Genomic DNA, 16,501 nt, shown 5'->3' with positions numbered 1-16,501 from the left:
CTTAACGATAACGCCTCGGGTTCCTCCCGTCCCTACATCGTCGTTACTCTAGCCACTAAAATATAAAGCAAACGCCTGAGGTTCATACAGTGCCCGACATCAAGCTCTTTGCTGGGAACGCCACCCCCAGTCTCGCTAAAAAGATAGCCGATCGTCTATTTTGCAAACTCGGAGACGCAGTGGTTGGTCGTTTCAGCGATGGTGAAATCAGTGTCCAAATTAACGAAAATGTACGTGGAGCCGATGTGTTCATCATCCAATCCACTTGTGCGCCGACAAACGACAACCTGATGGAACTCATCGTGATGGTTGACGCGCTGCGCCGTGCATCTGCTGGCCGTATCACAGCGGTTATTCCTTACTTTGGTTATGCTCGTCAAGACCGTCGCGTTCGTAGCGCCCGTGTACCTATTACTGCAAAAGTGGTTGCCGATTTCCTGTCTAGCGTGGGTGTTGACCGCGTTCTGACCTGTGACCTGCACGCTGAGCAAATCCAAGGTTTCTTCGACGTTCCTGTTGATAACGTATTTGGTAGCCCAGTGCTGCTAGAAGATATGTTAGCGAAGAACTTAGATAATCCAGTCGTTGTTTCTCCAGACATCGGTGGTGTTGTTCGCGCTCGCGCAGTAGCAAAACTGTTGGATGATTCTGATTTAGCGATCATTGATAAACGTCGCCCACAAGCGAACGTTGCGCAAGTTATGCACATCATTGGTGATGTTCAAGGTCGTGACTGCATTATCGTTGACGATATGATCGACACAGGCGGCACTCTGTGTAAAGCGGCTGAAGCCTTAAAAGAACATGGTGCGAACCGCGTATTTGCTTACGCAACTCACCCAGTCTTCTCTGGCAAAGCGGCTGAAAATATCGCTAACTCTGTGATTGATGAAGTGATTGTGACTGACACAGTTCCTTTAAGCCCAGAAATGTTGAAAGTGGCTAAAGTGACTCAGTTAACTATGTCTGCGGTACTGGCTGAGGCAATTCGTCGCGTAAGCAACGAAGAGTCTATTTCTGCCATGTTCCGTCACTAATAGTTCGGTCACTCATCATAGTCACTGAACGTTCTGACTAATCTGAGCGGTTCCAATGCACAGCTTACTGTTTTAACGAATCACTAAGCTTGCAGAGCTCATCACTCAGACATAAAAACGCACTCCTCGGAGTGCGTTTTTGTTAGTGTATTTTTTAAGCCAGCTTCTGATCATCAGATGTAAACTGGCTTCTACGCATTAGATTTTAAAATTACTCACCGCACGGAATAAGAATTCAGCCTGCGCTTTCAGCTCATCCGATGCCGACGCATTTGCATCTGCCGCATGGGATGACTCCTCAGCGATATCGCGGATCACCACCACGTTCTTGTTCACTTCAGCCGCCACCATACTTTGCTCTTCAATAGCCGCCGCAATTTGAGTGCTCATGTCCATAATATTACGCACGTCGTTATTGATAAGCTTCAATAAAGCGCCAGCACTTGCCGCTTGTTCAGCGCTTTCAACGCCTTGTTTTTGGCTAGATTCCATCAATTGCACAATCGATCGGGTACGCGTCTGCAGGGTTTGAATGATGTTAGCAATCTCTTGGGTTGACGATTGCGTCCGCATCGCTAAGTTACGTACTTCATCGGCAACCACAGCAAAACCACGGCCCTGCTCACCCGCACGCGCCGCTTCAATCGCGGCGTTCAAGGCTAAAAGATTGGTCTGCTCAGCAATGCCGCGGATCACATCTAATACGCTACCGATAGTCTCGCTGTCACGTTCCAATTCATTAACGACCGCTGCTGAGCTATTCAACTGCTCAGCAAGTGACTGGATTTTATGTATCGTTTGCTCAACCTCTAATTGACCACTTTGGGCATTATCGTGGGTCTGACCCGCTTTTGATGCCGCCAATTCGGTTGTTTTAGCGATTTCCTCAATCGTTGCGCCCATCTCAGTGATTGCTGTTGCGACCATGTCGGTCTCATTAAGTTGTTGGCCCACACCTTCGGAGGCGAGCATGGCATTTTCTGAAACACGTTTACAGGAAGTGTTAATCGTTGCGACCGACTCAATCACTTGCTCAATCAGCTGTTGGAAGCTACTCACCATGCTATTGAAATGCTGTGCAATTTCACCAAGTTCATCTTGGGTGGAGGCATCGCACCTCAATGTCAGATCTTTACTCACCTCGATGCGAGAAATGATCTGCGTGATACGCTCAACAGGCGCGATAATACTGCGGATAATCAAGTAGGTAATGATTGATAGTAGTAACGCAATAAAGATAAACACAGTAATACCGACATTAACGCTACGACTCTCAGCATCATCAATCGCCTTAAGAGCCAAGTTTTTCAAGTCACTCGTACTGCTCTCAGTTTGCTGGTTTGCAGCTAAAACTCGCGCCATAGTGCCATCCTTCTCTGTCAAACCGAGTTGCTGCTCTTTATTAATTAAGCTTTTAAAATCTTTATGATACTGAGTAATAAGCTCTTCAATTTTTCGTTGAGTATCAATATCGATACTCGAGGCATGAAGCTTGTCATTAAACTTACCAATATTAATATCGAAGGTTTCGACATAACTTAGCTCACGACGCAGCATAAAATCCTTTTCGTTACGCCTAAGTTGCAGCATTGCGGCTTCGAGTGCGGGCTGATCAAATTCCTTGAGTAGCGTTTCAACGTTATGCACCGCAGCTCGTAACGTACCGTACAAACCTGTTTTAGGTGTTAAGCCAATCTCTTGTTGTAGCTGCACCACTTCAGAAAAAGCGGCTTGATACTGATTTAAATTACGGTCAAAACTTTCAAGTGAGGCAGTCGACACCCCATATTCTTTAAAGACTTTCTCTAACTCAGGGACAATACTGTCGATTGCCATGTGGCTTTGCTTATGCAGCTCGACATATTTCAAATCCTTGCGAGCGAAAAAGTCCTTTTCATTTTTACGCAAAATTAAGACGTCGCGCTCTAAATCAAGCACACTTTGAGCCGCGTTAGAAAGTTCCGATTTCACCGAATTTGAATAGAGTTGTAATCCAAACATGGCAATTAGTGCCGAAATAGACACTGCAGCACTGAGTAACAACTTTGAGCGGATAAACATAGAAAGTCCCCGAATATGTAATCTATCTTAAAAAGATAGCTGGAAATTAAGCCTTTAACAGCGCAAACATAGCAATACATTAAAAGTTCACATCAAATACTTTGATAGCTTGTCGATTTAAGCTCCCATACTGTGAGTAGCGCATTATTTTTAACTTAGTTCTTCAGGGTGATACCCTACCGTTACTACAAAGTATTTCGTTTTAATTACGTTAAATATACCGTCTCAAAGCAGATGTAAGTGTCATAATATCAATTGATATAAAATGAATTACTTCATTAGCTTAGCAGTACTTTTCCGGGCGGATTCTACTACAAATCACAAAAATGTTACGCTGGATAATTGATCTAAATAAAATATATTTTTTAAGGTTCCAAACCTTTTGTAGCGCCCACTGCGTCAAAACTACAACACTCAATCATTATGGCAGGAAATTACAGTGACAGCAGGGATCCTCCCACTCAATGGCTCAATGTCTGACTTTGAACTGGTCACCTTAGCGAGCCAAGGAGACAGAACTGCCTTCAAGTTGCTTTATCAAAGCCATTACAAACGTATTTACGCCCTATCACTGCGCCTTTGCGGCCATAGCGCTATGGCTGAAGAAATTACCCAAGAGTGTTTTATTTTAGTGTGGCAGAAGTTGCCACAATTTCGAGGTGAGAGTCAGTTTTCCACTTGGTTACACAGTATTTGTGTCAATCAGGCATTGAGCAGCATTCGTAAACAAAAGTCCTTTTGGTCACGATTTATTCCGCTGGAACATGAAACTGAACCCTTAAGCTCTGATAGCAGCTATAGCGGATTAGATAAGTTAATTTTCAAACTGCCAGAACGCGCTCGCATGGTTTTCGTACTCTGTGCAATCGAAGGTTATCAACATGATGAAATCGCTGACTTACTTGGCATTGCCGTCGGCACCAGTAAGACCCAATACCATAGAGCTAAGCAACTACTACAGGAGATGCTGTAATGACGTTAACGCCGCGTTCCCGTGAACAACAGCTTGAGCAATTGATTAATAGCGCGCCCAAAGAGATGTCGCCTACACATGATCTGTGGCAAGGCATTGAAAAACGCATGGATAAAACGCTGATACCCCAAACGTACAAATCCCAGAAGAGTCACGCTTGGGCGATAGCGGCTTCGTTTATTATTCTAGCGGCATTGGGATATACCCAATTGCCCTATTTCAACTCATTCATAATGCAGCAGACAGAGCTTGCCCAGAACCAAGCTATGCCAGAGCAACCAGAGGATGTGGCCTTACATTTATTACTCACCCAAATTGCAACATCACACCAAGCGCAAGTGGACAACCTAGAACAGGCGCCAAATGCGCTAATGTGGCAAACGAGCAGCTTCAGCGCACCCGTTGAGCAAGGTTTAACTGAGCTAAGGCTCGCGGCAACACAGATTTACCAAGCTTTACAAGCGAATCCAACCGATAAACAACTTTGGCAACTGTGGCTTTGGGTGCAGCAGCGTGAGCTCGACCTATTACAACAGGGCCAAAAATTACCCATTAGAAACTCGACACAAGGAAACACCCTATGAGTAACCTCAATCTCACTAAAGCTAGCCTATTGGTTTCGACACTCTGTTTAGGCTTAATGGGCAATGTGTTAGCAGCACAAAGCGTTGATAAACAGTTAAGTGTCAGCAGCGACACTCAACTGCAGATCAAAGTCCAACGCGGTGATGTGACCATTCAAACATGGGATAAGAGTGAAGTGAGTGTCACTGGCACATTAGATGAATTGAGCGAAGGCTTTGTGTTTGAGCAACAGGGAAATAGTCTCAATATCGAAGACAAGATGCCTCGCCACTATAATGGCAATAATGACAAAGGATCACAGCTCACCATTAAAGTCCCAAAAACGGTTAAACTCAGTGCAGATACCATATCTGCCAATCTGCAAGTTGCCGAAACTCAAGGTGAACTAGATTTGAATACGGTAAGCGGCAATATCAACGCCAACAACTTAAGTGGTAAACCTGAGTTACATACAGTCTCTGGTGATATCACGACCAAAGCTCTTGATGGAAAAATCAAATTAGAAACCGTATCCGGCACGATTCAGGACACTGACAGTAAAGGAGAAATGAATTATCGCCTCGTTAGCGGTGACTTAAAAAGCCACACTCAAGCAGAAAAAGTCACGATTGAACAAGTCTCAGGTGAAGTGAATGCTAACTTTAGTGTCACCAAGGAAATCGAGCTCAGAACCGTCAGCGGAGATTCACAAGTGTCACTCGCTAAAAACTTCAACAAAGCGAATTTAGAAAGTGTGAGTGGCGATATTACCGTGATCTTTAATGATGTTCCCGATGCCAGCTTCAACTTAGATGGTGGTCCTGGTGGAAAAATCAACAACGGTTTAACCCAAGATGTACCGCAAAAACAAAAATATGTACCAAGCACAGAGTTATCATTCCAAACAGGCTCTGGTGCAGCCAACGTGAAGATGAATACCATCAGCGGTAATCTGATTTTAAAGAAACAGTAATAATAAAAGCTATTTAGCACAAATAAAAATGCCGCCAAAGTAAAACTCGGGCGGCATTTTTTACATCAAACTCATCAGACTGAAGCTATCTCTTCAGCCGTCAAATATCGCCATTCACCCAGTGCTAAGGTGGGGTCTAATTCAATTTGCCCTACACTTTCACGATGCAACCCTTGCACATGATTGCCCACAGCGGCAAACATACGCTTCACTTGATGATACTTACCTTCGGTGATGGTTAATCGCACTAATTGTGGATCAATAATCTCCAGTAACGCCGGCTTAGTTAGACCATCTTCACCGCGCAATTCAACGCCAGCGGCAAATACCGCAATCAAACGATCATCCACAGGCTCAGCGAGTTTCACTAAATAGCGTTTGCCGCATTCTTTCTTCGGTGAGGTGATCTTATGCGACCATTGACCATCACTGGTAATCAACACTAGCCCTGTAGTATCGGCATCTAAACGACCAGCAATGTGCAGAGTTTCTGGCTTAGGTACATCCACTAAGCTCAATACCGAAGGGTAGGTTTCATCTATCGTCGAGCAAATAGTGTCTACCGGTTTGTTAAGCATTAAATAACGCTCGCCCACTAAGACAATCGGCTCGCCTTCAAGGCAAACACACATACCTTCAGTCACTTTAAAACCCGAGTCTTTAACGACTAAGCCATCACAAGTAATATCACCGCGATGCAGGGCTTTTTTCGCTAATGAGCGAGTCAATGAGGTACTCTCACAGATAAATTTGTCTAAACGCACGTTAATACTCAACTTCAATAAAGAAAACTGCCGTATTATGAAGCCGACCCGTTCAAAGGGCAAAGAATTGCTGCTCAACACGAGCTGTGTTTCTATTTAGCCCTTACACATTGACAGTAATCACCATAGGGAAAGATGCTATGACTGAATTCCAAAAGATGATCACAGGCCAAGAATATGATTGTCTTGACAGCGAACTCTTAAGTTTAAGAGCACAACAGCAGCGATTGAATCGACAATTAAATCAAACGATTGCTCAAAATAGTACTGAGTACGCCCAACTCTGCCAACAACTTATGCCCCTTAAATCGCTAGCCGCAACTATCTCCACGCCGATTTTTATCAGTTATGGCATCAATCTCACTCTTGCTGACAGAGTGTTCATCAATATCAATGTCACCTTACAGGATAATGCCCCCATTTTTATTGATGAACAGACTATGATTGGCCCCAATGTACAGTTTTATACCTCAAGTCACCCACTTGATGCCGAGCTACGTTGCTCAGGTTTGGAAACCGCTAAAGCGATTCACATCGGTAAACGGGTATGGATTGGCGGCGGCGCAATCATAATGCCAGGAATCAATATTGGTGATGATGCCGTCATCGGTGCTGGCGCCGTAGTGACTAAAAATGTCGCAACCAAAACAGTGGTTGCAGGTAACCCTGCAAAACGAATTAGGCAACTGAATTAACCCTATTTTAAAATGATAAATCGAAGTGCTCACTTACCTGAAAAGGCCTGCATACGGTAACTTTGCAGCGACTGACTTAAATATGCTCACTGGTAACCTTTAGTTACATATCACTCAAGATAAATCCACGATAAACACTGTAATGACCTTGTTTCGATTCCTAGTAAGGCATTAACATAGTTCATTGCGCCTGAAGCAATCCCATTTTGCCAAAATAACAGCCCCAATAATGGGCACAATAATAAACTCGAAGGAAACAACATGAGAAAAGTACTCATTGGGGGACTGTGTGCCTCACTTATCGCAGGCTTGACTGCCTGTAATGACAAGGCTGCCGAAGTTAAAGCACCTGAAACTGCTAAAACAGCCACCGCAGCGGCAGTGACTCAAGCACTAGGTTCTGGAATTGAATTTGCTAATTTTGATAAAGCGATTCGTCCACAAGACGATTTCTATAAATACGTTAACGGCACTTGGCTAAAAAACACTGAGATCCCAGCCGATCGCACTAGCATTGGCGCTTTCTACGATTTACGTGAAAAATCACGTGACGACGTAAAAGCCATTATCGAAGAAGTGGCTGCAACGCCCAATCTCGTCGTTGGTACAGACGAGCAAAAGGTGGCCGATTTATATCGTTCATTTATGGATACTGAGACACTCAATAAACTGGGAGTCACACCAATCCAAGGCGAATTTGATGCTATTAATGCCTTAAAAGATAAGAATGAATTAGTGAAGTACTTCGCCCACAGCCAAATCGCTGGCGCGGGTACCCCAATAGCATTTTATATCGATATCGATGCGAAAAACTCTAGCCGTTACGCAACGCATCTCTATCAATATGGCCTAAGCCTGCCAGAGAAAGACTACTACTTTAACGAATCAGAACGCTTCGTTAATATCCGTAAGGCATATGTCGCCCATATCGAAAAAATGTTTACCCTTGCGGGTCTTGCTAACCCTAAAGCCAGTGCTGAAGCGATTTTAACCTTAGAAACGGCGATTGCTGCCAAGCATTGGGATGTGGTTGAAAATCGCGACAGCACTAAAACCTACAATCTATATCAAGTCAAAGATCTGCCAACACTGGCACCAGATATCGATTGGGCTGGCTACTTAGCAGCTCTTGGCGCTGACAAGCAAACCGATATCATAGTTAACCAACCTAGCTATATCCAAGGGTTAAACGAAGTTTTAAAAACGACTGAGTTAGCCACTTGGAAAACCTATATGCAATGGCAAGTGCTGACGCACGCGGCGAGCAATCTGAGCGAAGCGTTAGACAATGAAAACTTCGCTTTCTTCTCTAAAACCTTGAATGGTCAAGAAGAACAAGAACCTCGTTGGAAGCGTGGCGTTGCAGCCGTCAATGGCGTTCTTGGTGAAGTTGTGGGTAAAGTGTATGTCAAACGTCACTTCACTCCAGAAGCCAAAGACCGTATGCAAGCACTGGTTGAAAACCTGCGTGGTGCTTACGGCGACAGCATCAAAGAATTAACTTGGATGAGCGACAGCACTAAAGTGGCTGCTGCGGATAAATTAGCAAAATTCAACCCGAAAATCGGTTACCCGAACAAATGGGAAGATTACAGTAAGCTGACCATCAAGGCAGACGACTTAGTCGGTAACGCTATGCGTGCCAGCGAAGTTGAACATGCTAAATCATTAGCCAAACTGGGCGCGCCAATCGATAAAGACGAATGGCACATGACGCCACAAACGGTTAACGCTTACTACAACCCAACCATGAATGAAATCGTGTTCCCTGCTGCCATTCTGCAACCACCCTTCTTCAATTTGGCGGCTGACGATGCAGTCAACTACGGTGGTATTGGTGCGGTAATCGGCCACGAAATGGGCCATGGTTTTGACGACCAAGGCGCTAAATTCGATGGCGAAGGCAACATGCGTGATTGGTGGACAGAGCAAGACTTGAAAGAGTTCTCTGCTCGCGGCAAAGCGCTAATCGCACAGTACGATGGTTACGCAGTGTTTGATGATCTGCATGTCAACGGCAGCTTAACCTTAGGCGAAAACATTGGTGACTTGTCAGGTGTGACTATCGCTTATCGTGCTTATAAGAAATCGCTTAACGGTAAAGATGCACCTGTTATCGATGGCTTAACGGGCGATCAACGTTTCTTCATCGGCTTCACGCAAATTTGGCGCGCAAAAGCCAAAGAAGAAGCCATGCGTAACCGCGTAGCGACCGATCCACACTCACCTGCGGAATTCCGCGCACTGGGTGCACTATCTAACATGCCTGAGTTCTACACTACGTATGATGTAAAACCTGGCGATGCCATGTATATCGCACCAGAGAAACGCGTAAAAATTTGGTAAGCCAAATTTAAATCACTGTTCAGCGGCATAAGCTGGCCAACAATGGCGCTCACTGTTACAGGTGGCGCCATTTTTATTTCCTTAAACCACTGAGTTATGAATGTGAACCCATGCGCAAGATGAACAAGTCTTCATGGTTGGTTCAGCTTTAATTAAGCAATAGAAGCCTATGGTGGATGCGTGACCTGAATAACTCACCCATAAGGAAGTAGGCCGCATGACTAAGTTATTTCGTACCTTTTTTATTTTTCTACTCTTATTATCGAGCCGCGCTGGTGTAGCAAGTCCTCTCGACATCAGTGACAGTAAAGCAGAACGTGGTAATTACAGTGCAAGACAGGCATCAAGCCATGACCTACAAGGTCTATATGCACTCAGCAGTCAGACCTTCGATGCGCCTCATCAATCCTCGAATGACTTATCCGCGCTCCATCACCAAGCCTATGATGCACAAGCTGAACTCGCCCAATTACTCACCAAAATTGCCCATTATTCACAGGCACAAGTGATTGTTCCGCCAGTAAAGAGTTACCAAAGAGCAGCCGATAAAGTGGCCACAAAATTTAACGGTGATGCCAGCCAAATTACCGACCTTGCAAGGGCAAGTATTGTGACCGACAGCATTCAAGATCTGATGCAGGCCTACCAAACTTTGAATGAGCACACCCAAGTTGTGAAACAAAAAAACCGCTTTGCTGAACCTAAAGCCTCCGGCTATCGCGATCTCAATCTACTGGTACGCTTACCCCAATCAGGCATGATTGCTGAAGTGCAATTACACCTACAGGATATCGCTGATATCAAAAATGGTCCTGAACACAAGGTATATGAAAAAGTACAGAGGATTGAGGCCAATGCTCGTAAACAACAACGTTCACTAAGTGAGTTTGAACTCGCGCAGATTGCCCAATTACGTCAAGAATCACATAAGTTGTACCACAAGGCATGGCTTAACTATAAACGGGTTGATGAAGCCAGTTTATTAAGAGCATCAGTCGCTTAACTAAAAAGCTTCCACTCTTGCGCTGGTTATCTGTAAAGCTACCAGCGCCTTTTTTTATATTTTACAACGCCTGAAACATCATCTTAATAAGGTGTAAAAAAGCACTCTCTCGCATCAAAGTGCCATTTGAGTATATAATCCCGCGCCATAGCCCTATCAGCAGGAAATGCCATGCACGACATTATTGAGCAACTCCAAGAACGCAGCGAAACTGTTCCTGTACCACTCGAATTACCCACATTTGAGCAGCTCGTCGAAGTCGAAGAGCAAATCCTGATTTCATTGCCAAGGGAGCTAAAAGAATACCTGCTGTATGCCAGTGATGTGATTTACGGCACGATAGAGCCAGTAACTGCATCGGATCCCTACTCGCACACCTACCTGCCCGAAGTGACTTGCTATGCTTGGTCCATCGGTATGCCAAGGGACATGATTGCCATTTGTCAGCAAGGTGACGCTTTTTACTGTATCGACCAAGATGGTCAAGTACATTTCTGGAAAAACGGCGACTTTACCGATATCTATTGGGAGTCGTTTTGGGAATGGGTTGAAGAAATCTGGTTAAAGATCAAATACTAATTTTACTTTTATTGCATCGAGAACACGATTATGTCTAAGAACATTGGCTTGAATGCCATCGAAATGAGCTACTTACGCCAGTCACTCAGCTTAAGCGCGGCTCAAGTTGGTGCTCTGACTAACCATAGCGAAGCCGATGTACTCGCCTGGGAAAGCGGTGAACAACTGGCACCTGAGCTGGCGCAAAAGAAACTGCTTGATATTGATGACATCATTGAGATGCAAGTGCTCAACACCTGCGATGGTATCGAAGAACTATTTAAGAAAGAACCTAAGCGTCACTTAGCCTTCGTGGTCTACCCCACTCAAGCGGTTTACACACAATACAACCCCGAATTCTTAAGTTCACTGCCTTTTACTGAGCTGTACAACACGGCCGCTTGGCGCATTAAGAAAGAGTGCAAACTGGTCCTAGAAGTCGACGTCAGCCTAGTGGCTCTCGACGTGGAGGCCTACAAAGCCTTCCGTGAACCAACCAAAATGAGTGAAAGCCGCGAAAGTCGCGCAAAGTGGGCAGCGACTCAGTTATAAACTCAACCGTCACAAGTTTAACCCTATAAAAATAAAGGCCAATATCATTATTGGCCTTTTTTATTAGAGATCACGCCACCCATCATAAATGACGCTAAGCGGTAGTTAGAAGTTCATCGTGAATTTAGTGTAAATGTAGCGGCCCATAGGATTATGTACTGAAATAACATAGCCGTAGAGATCCGTATCACCGTCACCGATAGCAAATGGTGGCTCTTCATCAAATACGTTGTTCACGCCTAGTGTCAGCTTGAACATTTCATTGAAGCGATAAGTACCAGACATGTCGACCAATAATTGAGAGTCGATCATACGAGACTTATTACTTTCAAAATCAAGTACACCATCGAAATTGATATCTGGGGTATCTTCAAATTCACCGATGTAACTCAAATTAATATTGGCGGCAAAATTATCCATAGTCCAGTTAGTGGTGAGTAACCAGCGATGTTGAGGAAACTTATACTCACCCGTGTAATCCAGACCATCTTTCTCAAAATTATGTAAGTAGCTGTACTCTAAGCCAAACTTCAAATCCCCATAGCTATCTAACTCAAAACCATAATGACTAGAGACATCCATCCCTTGTACATCTTGAGAGCTTAAGTTGATAAAGCTTGAATGGATAATACTGATCGGTCCTAAAGTTTGACCTAGCTGTGGCGTTAAGCGCTCGCACACAGTGCTATTTTGATCGTTACAATTTGCAGTATAGATATCGCCTAATGGCTGTTTATCAATTTTGTTGTCTTGCGTGATGCTAAAGATATCAAAACCCACATCAAACGTCTGACTCGGCGCCCAGATCATACCGACGTTCCAAGTTTCGGATTCTTCAGCATCCAGCTCAGAGTTACCTTCAAATTCAGTGTTGTAATCTAAGGCTTCACAATCAACATTATCGGCAGCGCAACGGTAAGTATCGACAAAGAAACTACTTTCGCGAGATGGACCAAGACCTATCTGCGCTAACGAGGGGGCACGAAAGCCTGTAGACCAAGACGCGCGCGCCGTTAACTCATCAGTCACTCCCCATTGAAAGGCGACTTTAGGGTTAGTCGTTGAACCAAAATCGCTGTAATGATCATATCGACCAGCGAGTTGCAACTCGAAGTTATCCGTGACTGGAATAGATAATTCCATATAAGCGGCATATTGCTCACGGGATGCCGCCGCAGAGACAGCTTCAGTACCAAAAATCAATCCACGTTGGAATTGCTCATCGGGCACATCACTGACATCTTCTTCGCGATATTCAGCTCCCGCTGCCATCATGATGTCACGACCGGCCAAGGTAAATGCTTGACCAGATATGTTAGCCGCATAAGATGTCATGTTTGACAAACCTTGGCGTACTAAACTGGTGGTAATAGCGTCAATGACCTCTTGTGAGTTCATCGTGCCGCCGAAAGGATTGTAACGACCCGCATCAATTTCACGTTGCAAATAATCTGTTCTTACCCAGCCTTGGCTGCGATCACCCGTTTGAGTCGACTCACTGCGACCTTTTTGAACAGAAGCTTCCCAATCCCACTCTTTTACTACACCGCGTAAACCAGCAACTAAACGTAAACTATCGGATTCAATATCCCAACGTCGTGCGCCCGCATCAACCGTACGGAAGCGACCAATTTCAATATCTTTCCCCCAAGGATTATTCGGGTGAGATCCAGGTACAGTTAAACCAGCATCCTCGTCAAGTGGTGTCGGTGCTCCCCCTGCGATTGAGGTATTGTGCTGCGCCGCTAACTCTAAAAATGCTGTTAAATCATCATTAAAATGATAGTCAAATTGGCCAATAGCCCCTACGCGCTCCGCAGCCGGCGCAACAAAATTGTATGAGCCGTACTCAAATAAACAACTTCCACTCGCGGTTGCACTATCAGCAGGACAAGCAGGGTCGATAGTTTTAACACCATCAACATAGAAATACCCAGGAAAGCCACGGGAAGAACGAAAATCTTCACCACCATAAGGTGATTGATTTGAAACACCAAAACGTCCTAAATCAGTCGCAGCTAAAGTATCATTTTTGAAATAGTCGAGGATAACCGATGCGCTACCCTTATCGGACTTCATCCCCCACACCATATTCGCTGTAGTTTCATCGTAGCCAGTGCCTGAAGCATCACCGTAGCCAAGATTGACCTCAATGCCTTCAATATCTTTTTTCAGAACAATGTTAACCACACCCGCGATCGCATCAGAACCATAAATAGCCGATGCACCGTCCTTCAGTATGTCGATACGTTCAATAGCTGATACCGGAATATTATTGATATCAACAAAGGAATTAGTGATACCTTCAGCAAAAGCACTCGCCGCAACACGACGACCGTTAATTAACACTAAGGTCGCGTCTGGGCCTAAACCACGTAGACTGATAGATGCGCCGCCGTTGGCGGTTGAATCTTGGCTGTTTCCTCGGGTAGAAAACGCGCCAGCACCATTGGCAGGCATGCGTTCAAGTAATTGCTGCAGGTTATCAAATCCCATATTGGCAATATCGTCTTTACTGATCGATTGAATAGGGGAAGGGCCTTCAATATCGGTACGTTTAATACGGGAACCCGTTACTTCAATACGTTCAACTTTTTCTGCACCTTTATCGGCAGCATGGGCCACTGTTGGCGCATATGCCATAGCAATTGCGATTGCACAAGCACTGGGTAGAATCTGAGGTCTGTTCATACATTTCCCTTGTTTTATTTATCTCATTAAAATTATTTTAACAATAAGAAAACCCTAAATTAACAACATATAAGGTAATGAGTTACAAACCAAAGTCAATGGCAGAGAAATAAAAGTTAAACTTTTGTTACATTTGAGGCAGTGTATTTTCCTCATACGAGAATCAAAGAACGTCTAGGCACTAAAAATTCAACCTACAAGACAAGTCGCAGTATTTGAATATCAGAATTTAAGGAAGAAAGATGGAAGACAAGATTATTTATCAAGCAGAGTTTGAAACCCATTTAGGTTGGTATTGGTTGCTTTCAGGCGCCGCCTATTTCAGCCTAAGCATAATAGGTATTCCCTTGTTATTACTTTGGTTTCCAATCGGGCTCTGGGGGACTCGCCGCTATATTCGCAATATGAGTGCGCAGCTCACCAGCAATAAACTTATTGTCAGAAGGGGCATATTAACTCGTACTGAAAACACAGTGCCTTTGGACAAAATTACCGATATGGCATTGATCCAAGGCCCAATTATGCGCCTATTTGGTCTGCATAAACTCACGGTAGAAACCGCAGGGCAATCGGGCGCAGGCGCATTGATAAGCTTAGTCGGCATAGTCGATGCGCCTCGATTTAGAGCCCGCGTATTAGAACAAAAAGAACGGCTTACCCAGCCCTTGCACCCAATAAGCCCATCGGCACAGCCAGATAATACGCTGTTACAAATCGTAGTCGAAATGGCTGCAAGCTTAAAACGCATTGAAACTTTACTCAGCCAAAAATTAAACAGATAAATTGAATAAAACGACTTTTAGTTCAATCACTTTACCTTTAATGTTGAGCCACTCACTTAGCGTTAGCGCAGCTTTAACATGAGCGCAGCCTTAGCATGAGGGAGTGCTCGATTCCCAAGATTAATTTTCAACAGGCATTTTTAATAACGACATGACAGAATCTTCAGTAACTTCTCCTTCATCCTCTTGGATGACACACCTAACTCTCGGCATTAAAGCCATGGGCCCAGGTGTTCTTATGGCCGCCGCGGCGATTGGCGCATCGCATTTAGTCGCCTCGACTCGGGCGGGTGCCGAATTTGGCTGGCAATTGGCTTGGGTCATTTTAGGGGTGAATTTACTTAAGTATCCTTTCTTTGCCGCTGGCGCACGCTACACCGCCACCACGGGTGAGAGTCTACTGCACGGTTACCTCAAACAGGGCCGAGGTTATTTACTGCTATTTACGGGACTAAATGTGATCGCCGCCGTTGCCAGCACTGCGGGTGTTTGCATGCTCACCGCCGCTATGTTGACCCAATTTATTCCGCTTCCCATCGATTGGTTAGCCCTATTGGTATTGCTAAGTTCTTTGGCTTTGCTGATCTTAGGCCATTATCAACTGCTCGATAGACTCACTAAGATCATCATGTTCGCCCTAACCTTAACCACCTTAATTGCCGTGGCCTTAGCTTGGGATCATGCTCAACCATTAGCGAGCAATTTTGTTTCTCCCTCACCTTGGCAATGGGCCCATGTGGGATTCCTAGTCGCCATGATGGGCTGGATGCCAGCACCGATTGAAGTCAGCGCTTGGAATTCTCTCTGGTTGCTCGAAAAACAAAAAAGCCAGACGGTCACGAAAGCGCAGGCACTGCTCGACTTTAACTTAGGCTACATCATCACTGCGATCCTCGCGATCGTGTTTTTGTCCTTGGGCGCCTTAGTGATGCATGGCAGTGGCGAACACTTTTCAGATTCCGGCGCGCAGTTTGCTAATCAATTAATCAACCTTTATAGCCAAGTGATGGGCGGAGAAAGTCGTTATCTTATTGGTATTGTGGCATTTCTGTGTATTTTCAGCACCACTGTAACTGTTATCGATGGCTACAGCCGCACTTTAGATATGGGCTGGCAGTTACTCACCTCAAAGGCCGGTTCAGACAAACGCCTCACTGGGATCATGCTCGCCATCAGTGCCTTTGGCTTATTGCTGATCCTCTTCTTTAAAGGTGCACTGTTGCCGTTACTCGAGTTTGTGATGATCTTGGCCTTTATGACCACAGTCATTTTTGCTTGGTTAAATTTCCGCTTAATGACCAGCAAACAGCTCCCCGAGGCCGATAGATACGGCGCTAAGATGAAACTACTCTCTTGGTTTGGCCTGATTTATCTACTGATTTTCGCGGCACTGTTTATCTATTGGTACAACATCATTAAAGGTTAATTGTCAGAATGTTTATGCCGGAGCAATAAATGGCCTTAACTAACTGCCATTAAATTCCCGCTGAATTCTGCAATTA

14 protein-coding genes are annotated in these 16,501 nt (G+C 44.7%); 11 read left to right on the top strand and 3 right to left on the bottom strand.

The window, feature by feature from the left end:
* The first annotated feature begins 89 nt into the window (after positions 1-89).
* Complete coding sequence (locus L5L91_RS06550; RefSeq protein ID WP_006080255.1) at positions 90-1,037, top strand: ribose-phosphate pyrophosphokinase; 948 nt, start codon at positions 90-92, stop codon at positions 1,035-1,037.
* Positions 1,038-1,235: 198 nt separating this feature from the next.
* On the opposite strand, the gene L5L91_RS06545 is transcribed toward L5L91_RS06550, so the two are convergent.
* On the bottom strand, positions 1,236-3,098 hold the full coding sequence (locus L5L91_RS06545) for a methyl-accepting chemotaxis protein (RefSeq protein WP_263161504.1): 1,863 nt from the start codon (positions 3,096-3,098) through the stop codon (positions 1,236-1,238).
* A gap of 439 nt (positions 3,099-3,537) precedes the next feature.
* Between L5L91_RS06545 and L5L91_RS06540 the strand changes: the two genes are divergently transcribed.
* Genes L5L91_RS06540 through L5L91_RS06530 form a run of 3 tightly spaced genes read left to right on the top strand, consistent with a single transcriptional unit; the run spans position 3,538 to position 5,608 of the window.
* Positions 3,538-4,071, top strand: a complete 534-nt coding sequence (locus L5L91_RS06540) for an RNA polymerase sigma factor (RefSeq protein ID WP_219253939.1) — start codon at positions 3,538-3,540, stop codon at positions 4,069-4,071.
* The gene (locus L5L91_RS06535; RefSeq protein ID WP_263139594.1) at positions 4,071-4,655 is read left to right on the top strand and encodes an anti-sigma factor; all 585 of its coding nucleotides are present in this window, start codon (positions 4,071-4,073) and stop codon (positions 4,653-4,655) included. Before L5L91_RS06540 ends, L5L91_RS06535 begins: the two co-directional genes overlap by 1 nt.
* Positions 4,652-5,608 (top strand): DUF4097 family beta strand repeat-containing protein, encoded by a 957-nt coding sequence (locus tag L5L91_RS06530; protein ID WP_263139596.1) that lies wholly within the window; start codon positions 4,652-4,654, stop codon positions 5,606-5,608. The genes L5L91_RS06535 and L5L91_RS06530 overlap by 4 nt, the downstream gene beginning before the upstream one ends.
* Positions 5,609-5,682: 74 nt before the next feature.
* On the opposite strand, the gene rsuA is transcribed toward L5L91_RS06530, so the two are convergent.
* Positions 5,683-6,435, bottom strand: coding sequence for a 16S rRNA pseudouridine(516) synthase RsuA (gene rsuA, locus L5L91_RS06525; protein ID WP_263236004.1), 753 nt, complete (start codon positions 6,433-6,435; stop codon positions 5,683-5,685).
* A 77-nt stretch (positions 6,436-6,512) separates the two neighbouring features.
* Between rsuA and L5L91_RS06520 the strand changes: the two genes are divergently transcribed.
* The 5 genes from L5L91_RS06520 to L5L91_RS06500 all read left to right on the top strand — a co-directional run bounded on the left by L5L91_RS06520 (position 6,513) and on the right by L5L91_RS06500 (position 11,526).
* Positions 6,513-7,067, top strand: coding sequence for a sugar O-acetyltransferase (locus L5L91_RS06520; protein WP_263235940.1), 555 nt, complete (start codon positions 6,513-6,515; stop codon positions 7,065-7,067).
* A 261-nt stretch (positions 7,068-7,328) separates the two neighbouring features.
* Positions 7,329-9,413 carry a M13 family metallopeptidase gene (locus L5L91_RS06515; protein WP_263235939.1) on the top strand — a complete coding sequence of 695 codons (2,085 nt, stop codon included), beginning with the start codon at positions 7,329-7,331 and terminating at the stop codon, positions 9,411-9,413.
* Between the two features lie 217 nt (positions 9,414-9,630).
* A complete protein-coding gene (locus L5L91_RS06510; protein WP_263235938.1) occupies positions 9,631-10,416 on the top strand; it encodes a RelA/SpoT domain-containing protein in 786 nt (261 codons plus the stop codon).
* Positions 10,417-10,587: 171 nt separating this feature from the next.
* Positions 10,588-10,995 carry an SMI1/KNR4 family protein gene (locus L5L91_RS06505; RefSeq protein ID WP_113939053.1) on the top strand — a complete coding sequence of 136 codons (408 nt, stop codon included), beginning with the start codon at positions 10,588-10,590 and terminating at the stop codon, positions 10,993-10,995.
* 30 nt (positions 10,996-11,025) lie between these two features.
* Entirely contained in the window at positions 11,026-11,526 is a 501-nt protein-coding gene (locus tag L5L91_RS06500) for a DUF4447 family protein (protein ID WP_198571879.1), read from the top strand.
* A gap of 105 nt (positions 11,527-11,631) precedes the next feature.
* On the opposite strand, the gene L5L91_RS06495 is transcribed toward L5L91_RS06500, so the two are convergent.
* Positions 11,632-14,217 (bottom strand): TonB-dependent receptor, encoded by a 2,586-nt coding sequence (locus L5L91_RS06495; RefSeq protein WP_198571880.1) that lies wholly within the window; start codon positions 14,215-14,217, stop codon positions 11,632-11,634.
* Positions 14,218-14,459: 242 nt separating this feature from the next.
* On the opposite strand from L5L91_RS06495, the gene L5L91_RS06490 reads away from it, so the two are divergent.
* Both L5L91_RS06490 and L5L91_RS06485 read left to right on the top strand, forming a co-directional pair.
* Positions 14,460-14,999: a PH domain-containing protein gene (locus L5L91_RS06490; protein ID WP_263169422.1), complete on the top strand. Its 540-nt coding sequence runs from the start codon at positions 14,460-14,462 to the stop codon at positions 14,997-14,999.
* A 151-nt stretch (positions 15,000-15,150) separates the two neighbouring features.
* A complete protein-coding gene (locus L5L91_RS06485; protein WP_263235937.1) occupies positions 15,151-16,425 on the top strand; it encodes an NRAMP family divalent metal transporter in 1,275 nt (424 codons plus the stop codon).
* The last annotated feature ends 76 nt before the right edge of the window (positions 16,426-16,501 follow it).

The sequence above is a fragment of the Shewanella sp. SM55 genome (assembly GCF_025654025.1).
Classification (GTDB): domain Bacteria; phylum Pseudomonadota; class Gammaproteobacteria; order Enterobacterales; family Shewanellaceae; genus Shewanella; species Shewanella oncorhynchi.
This window is presented reverse-complemented; position numbering and strand designations above follow the sequence as displayed.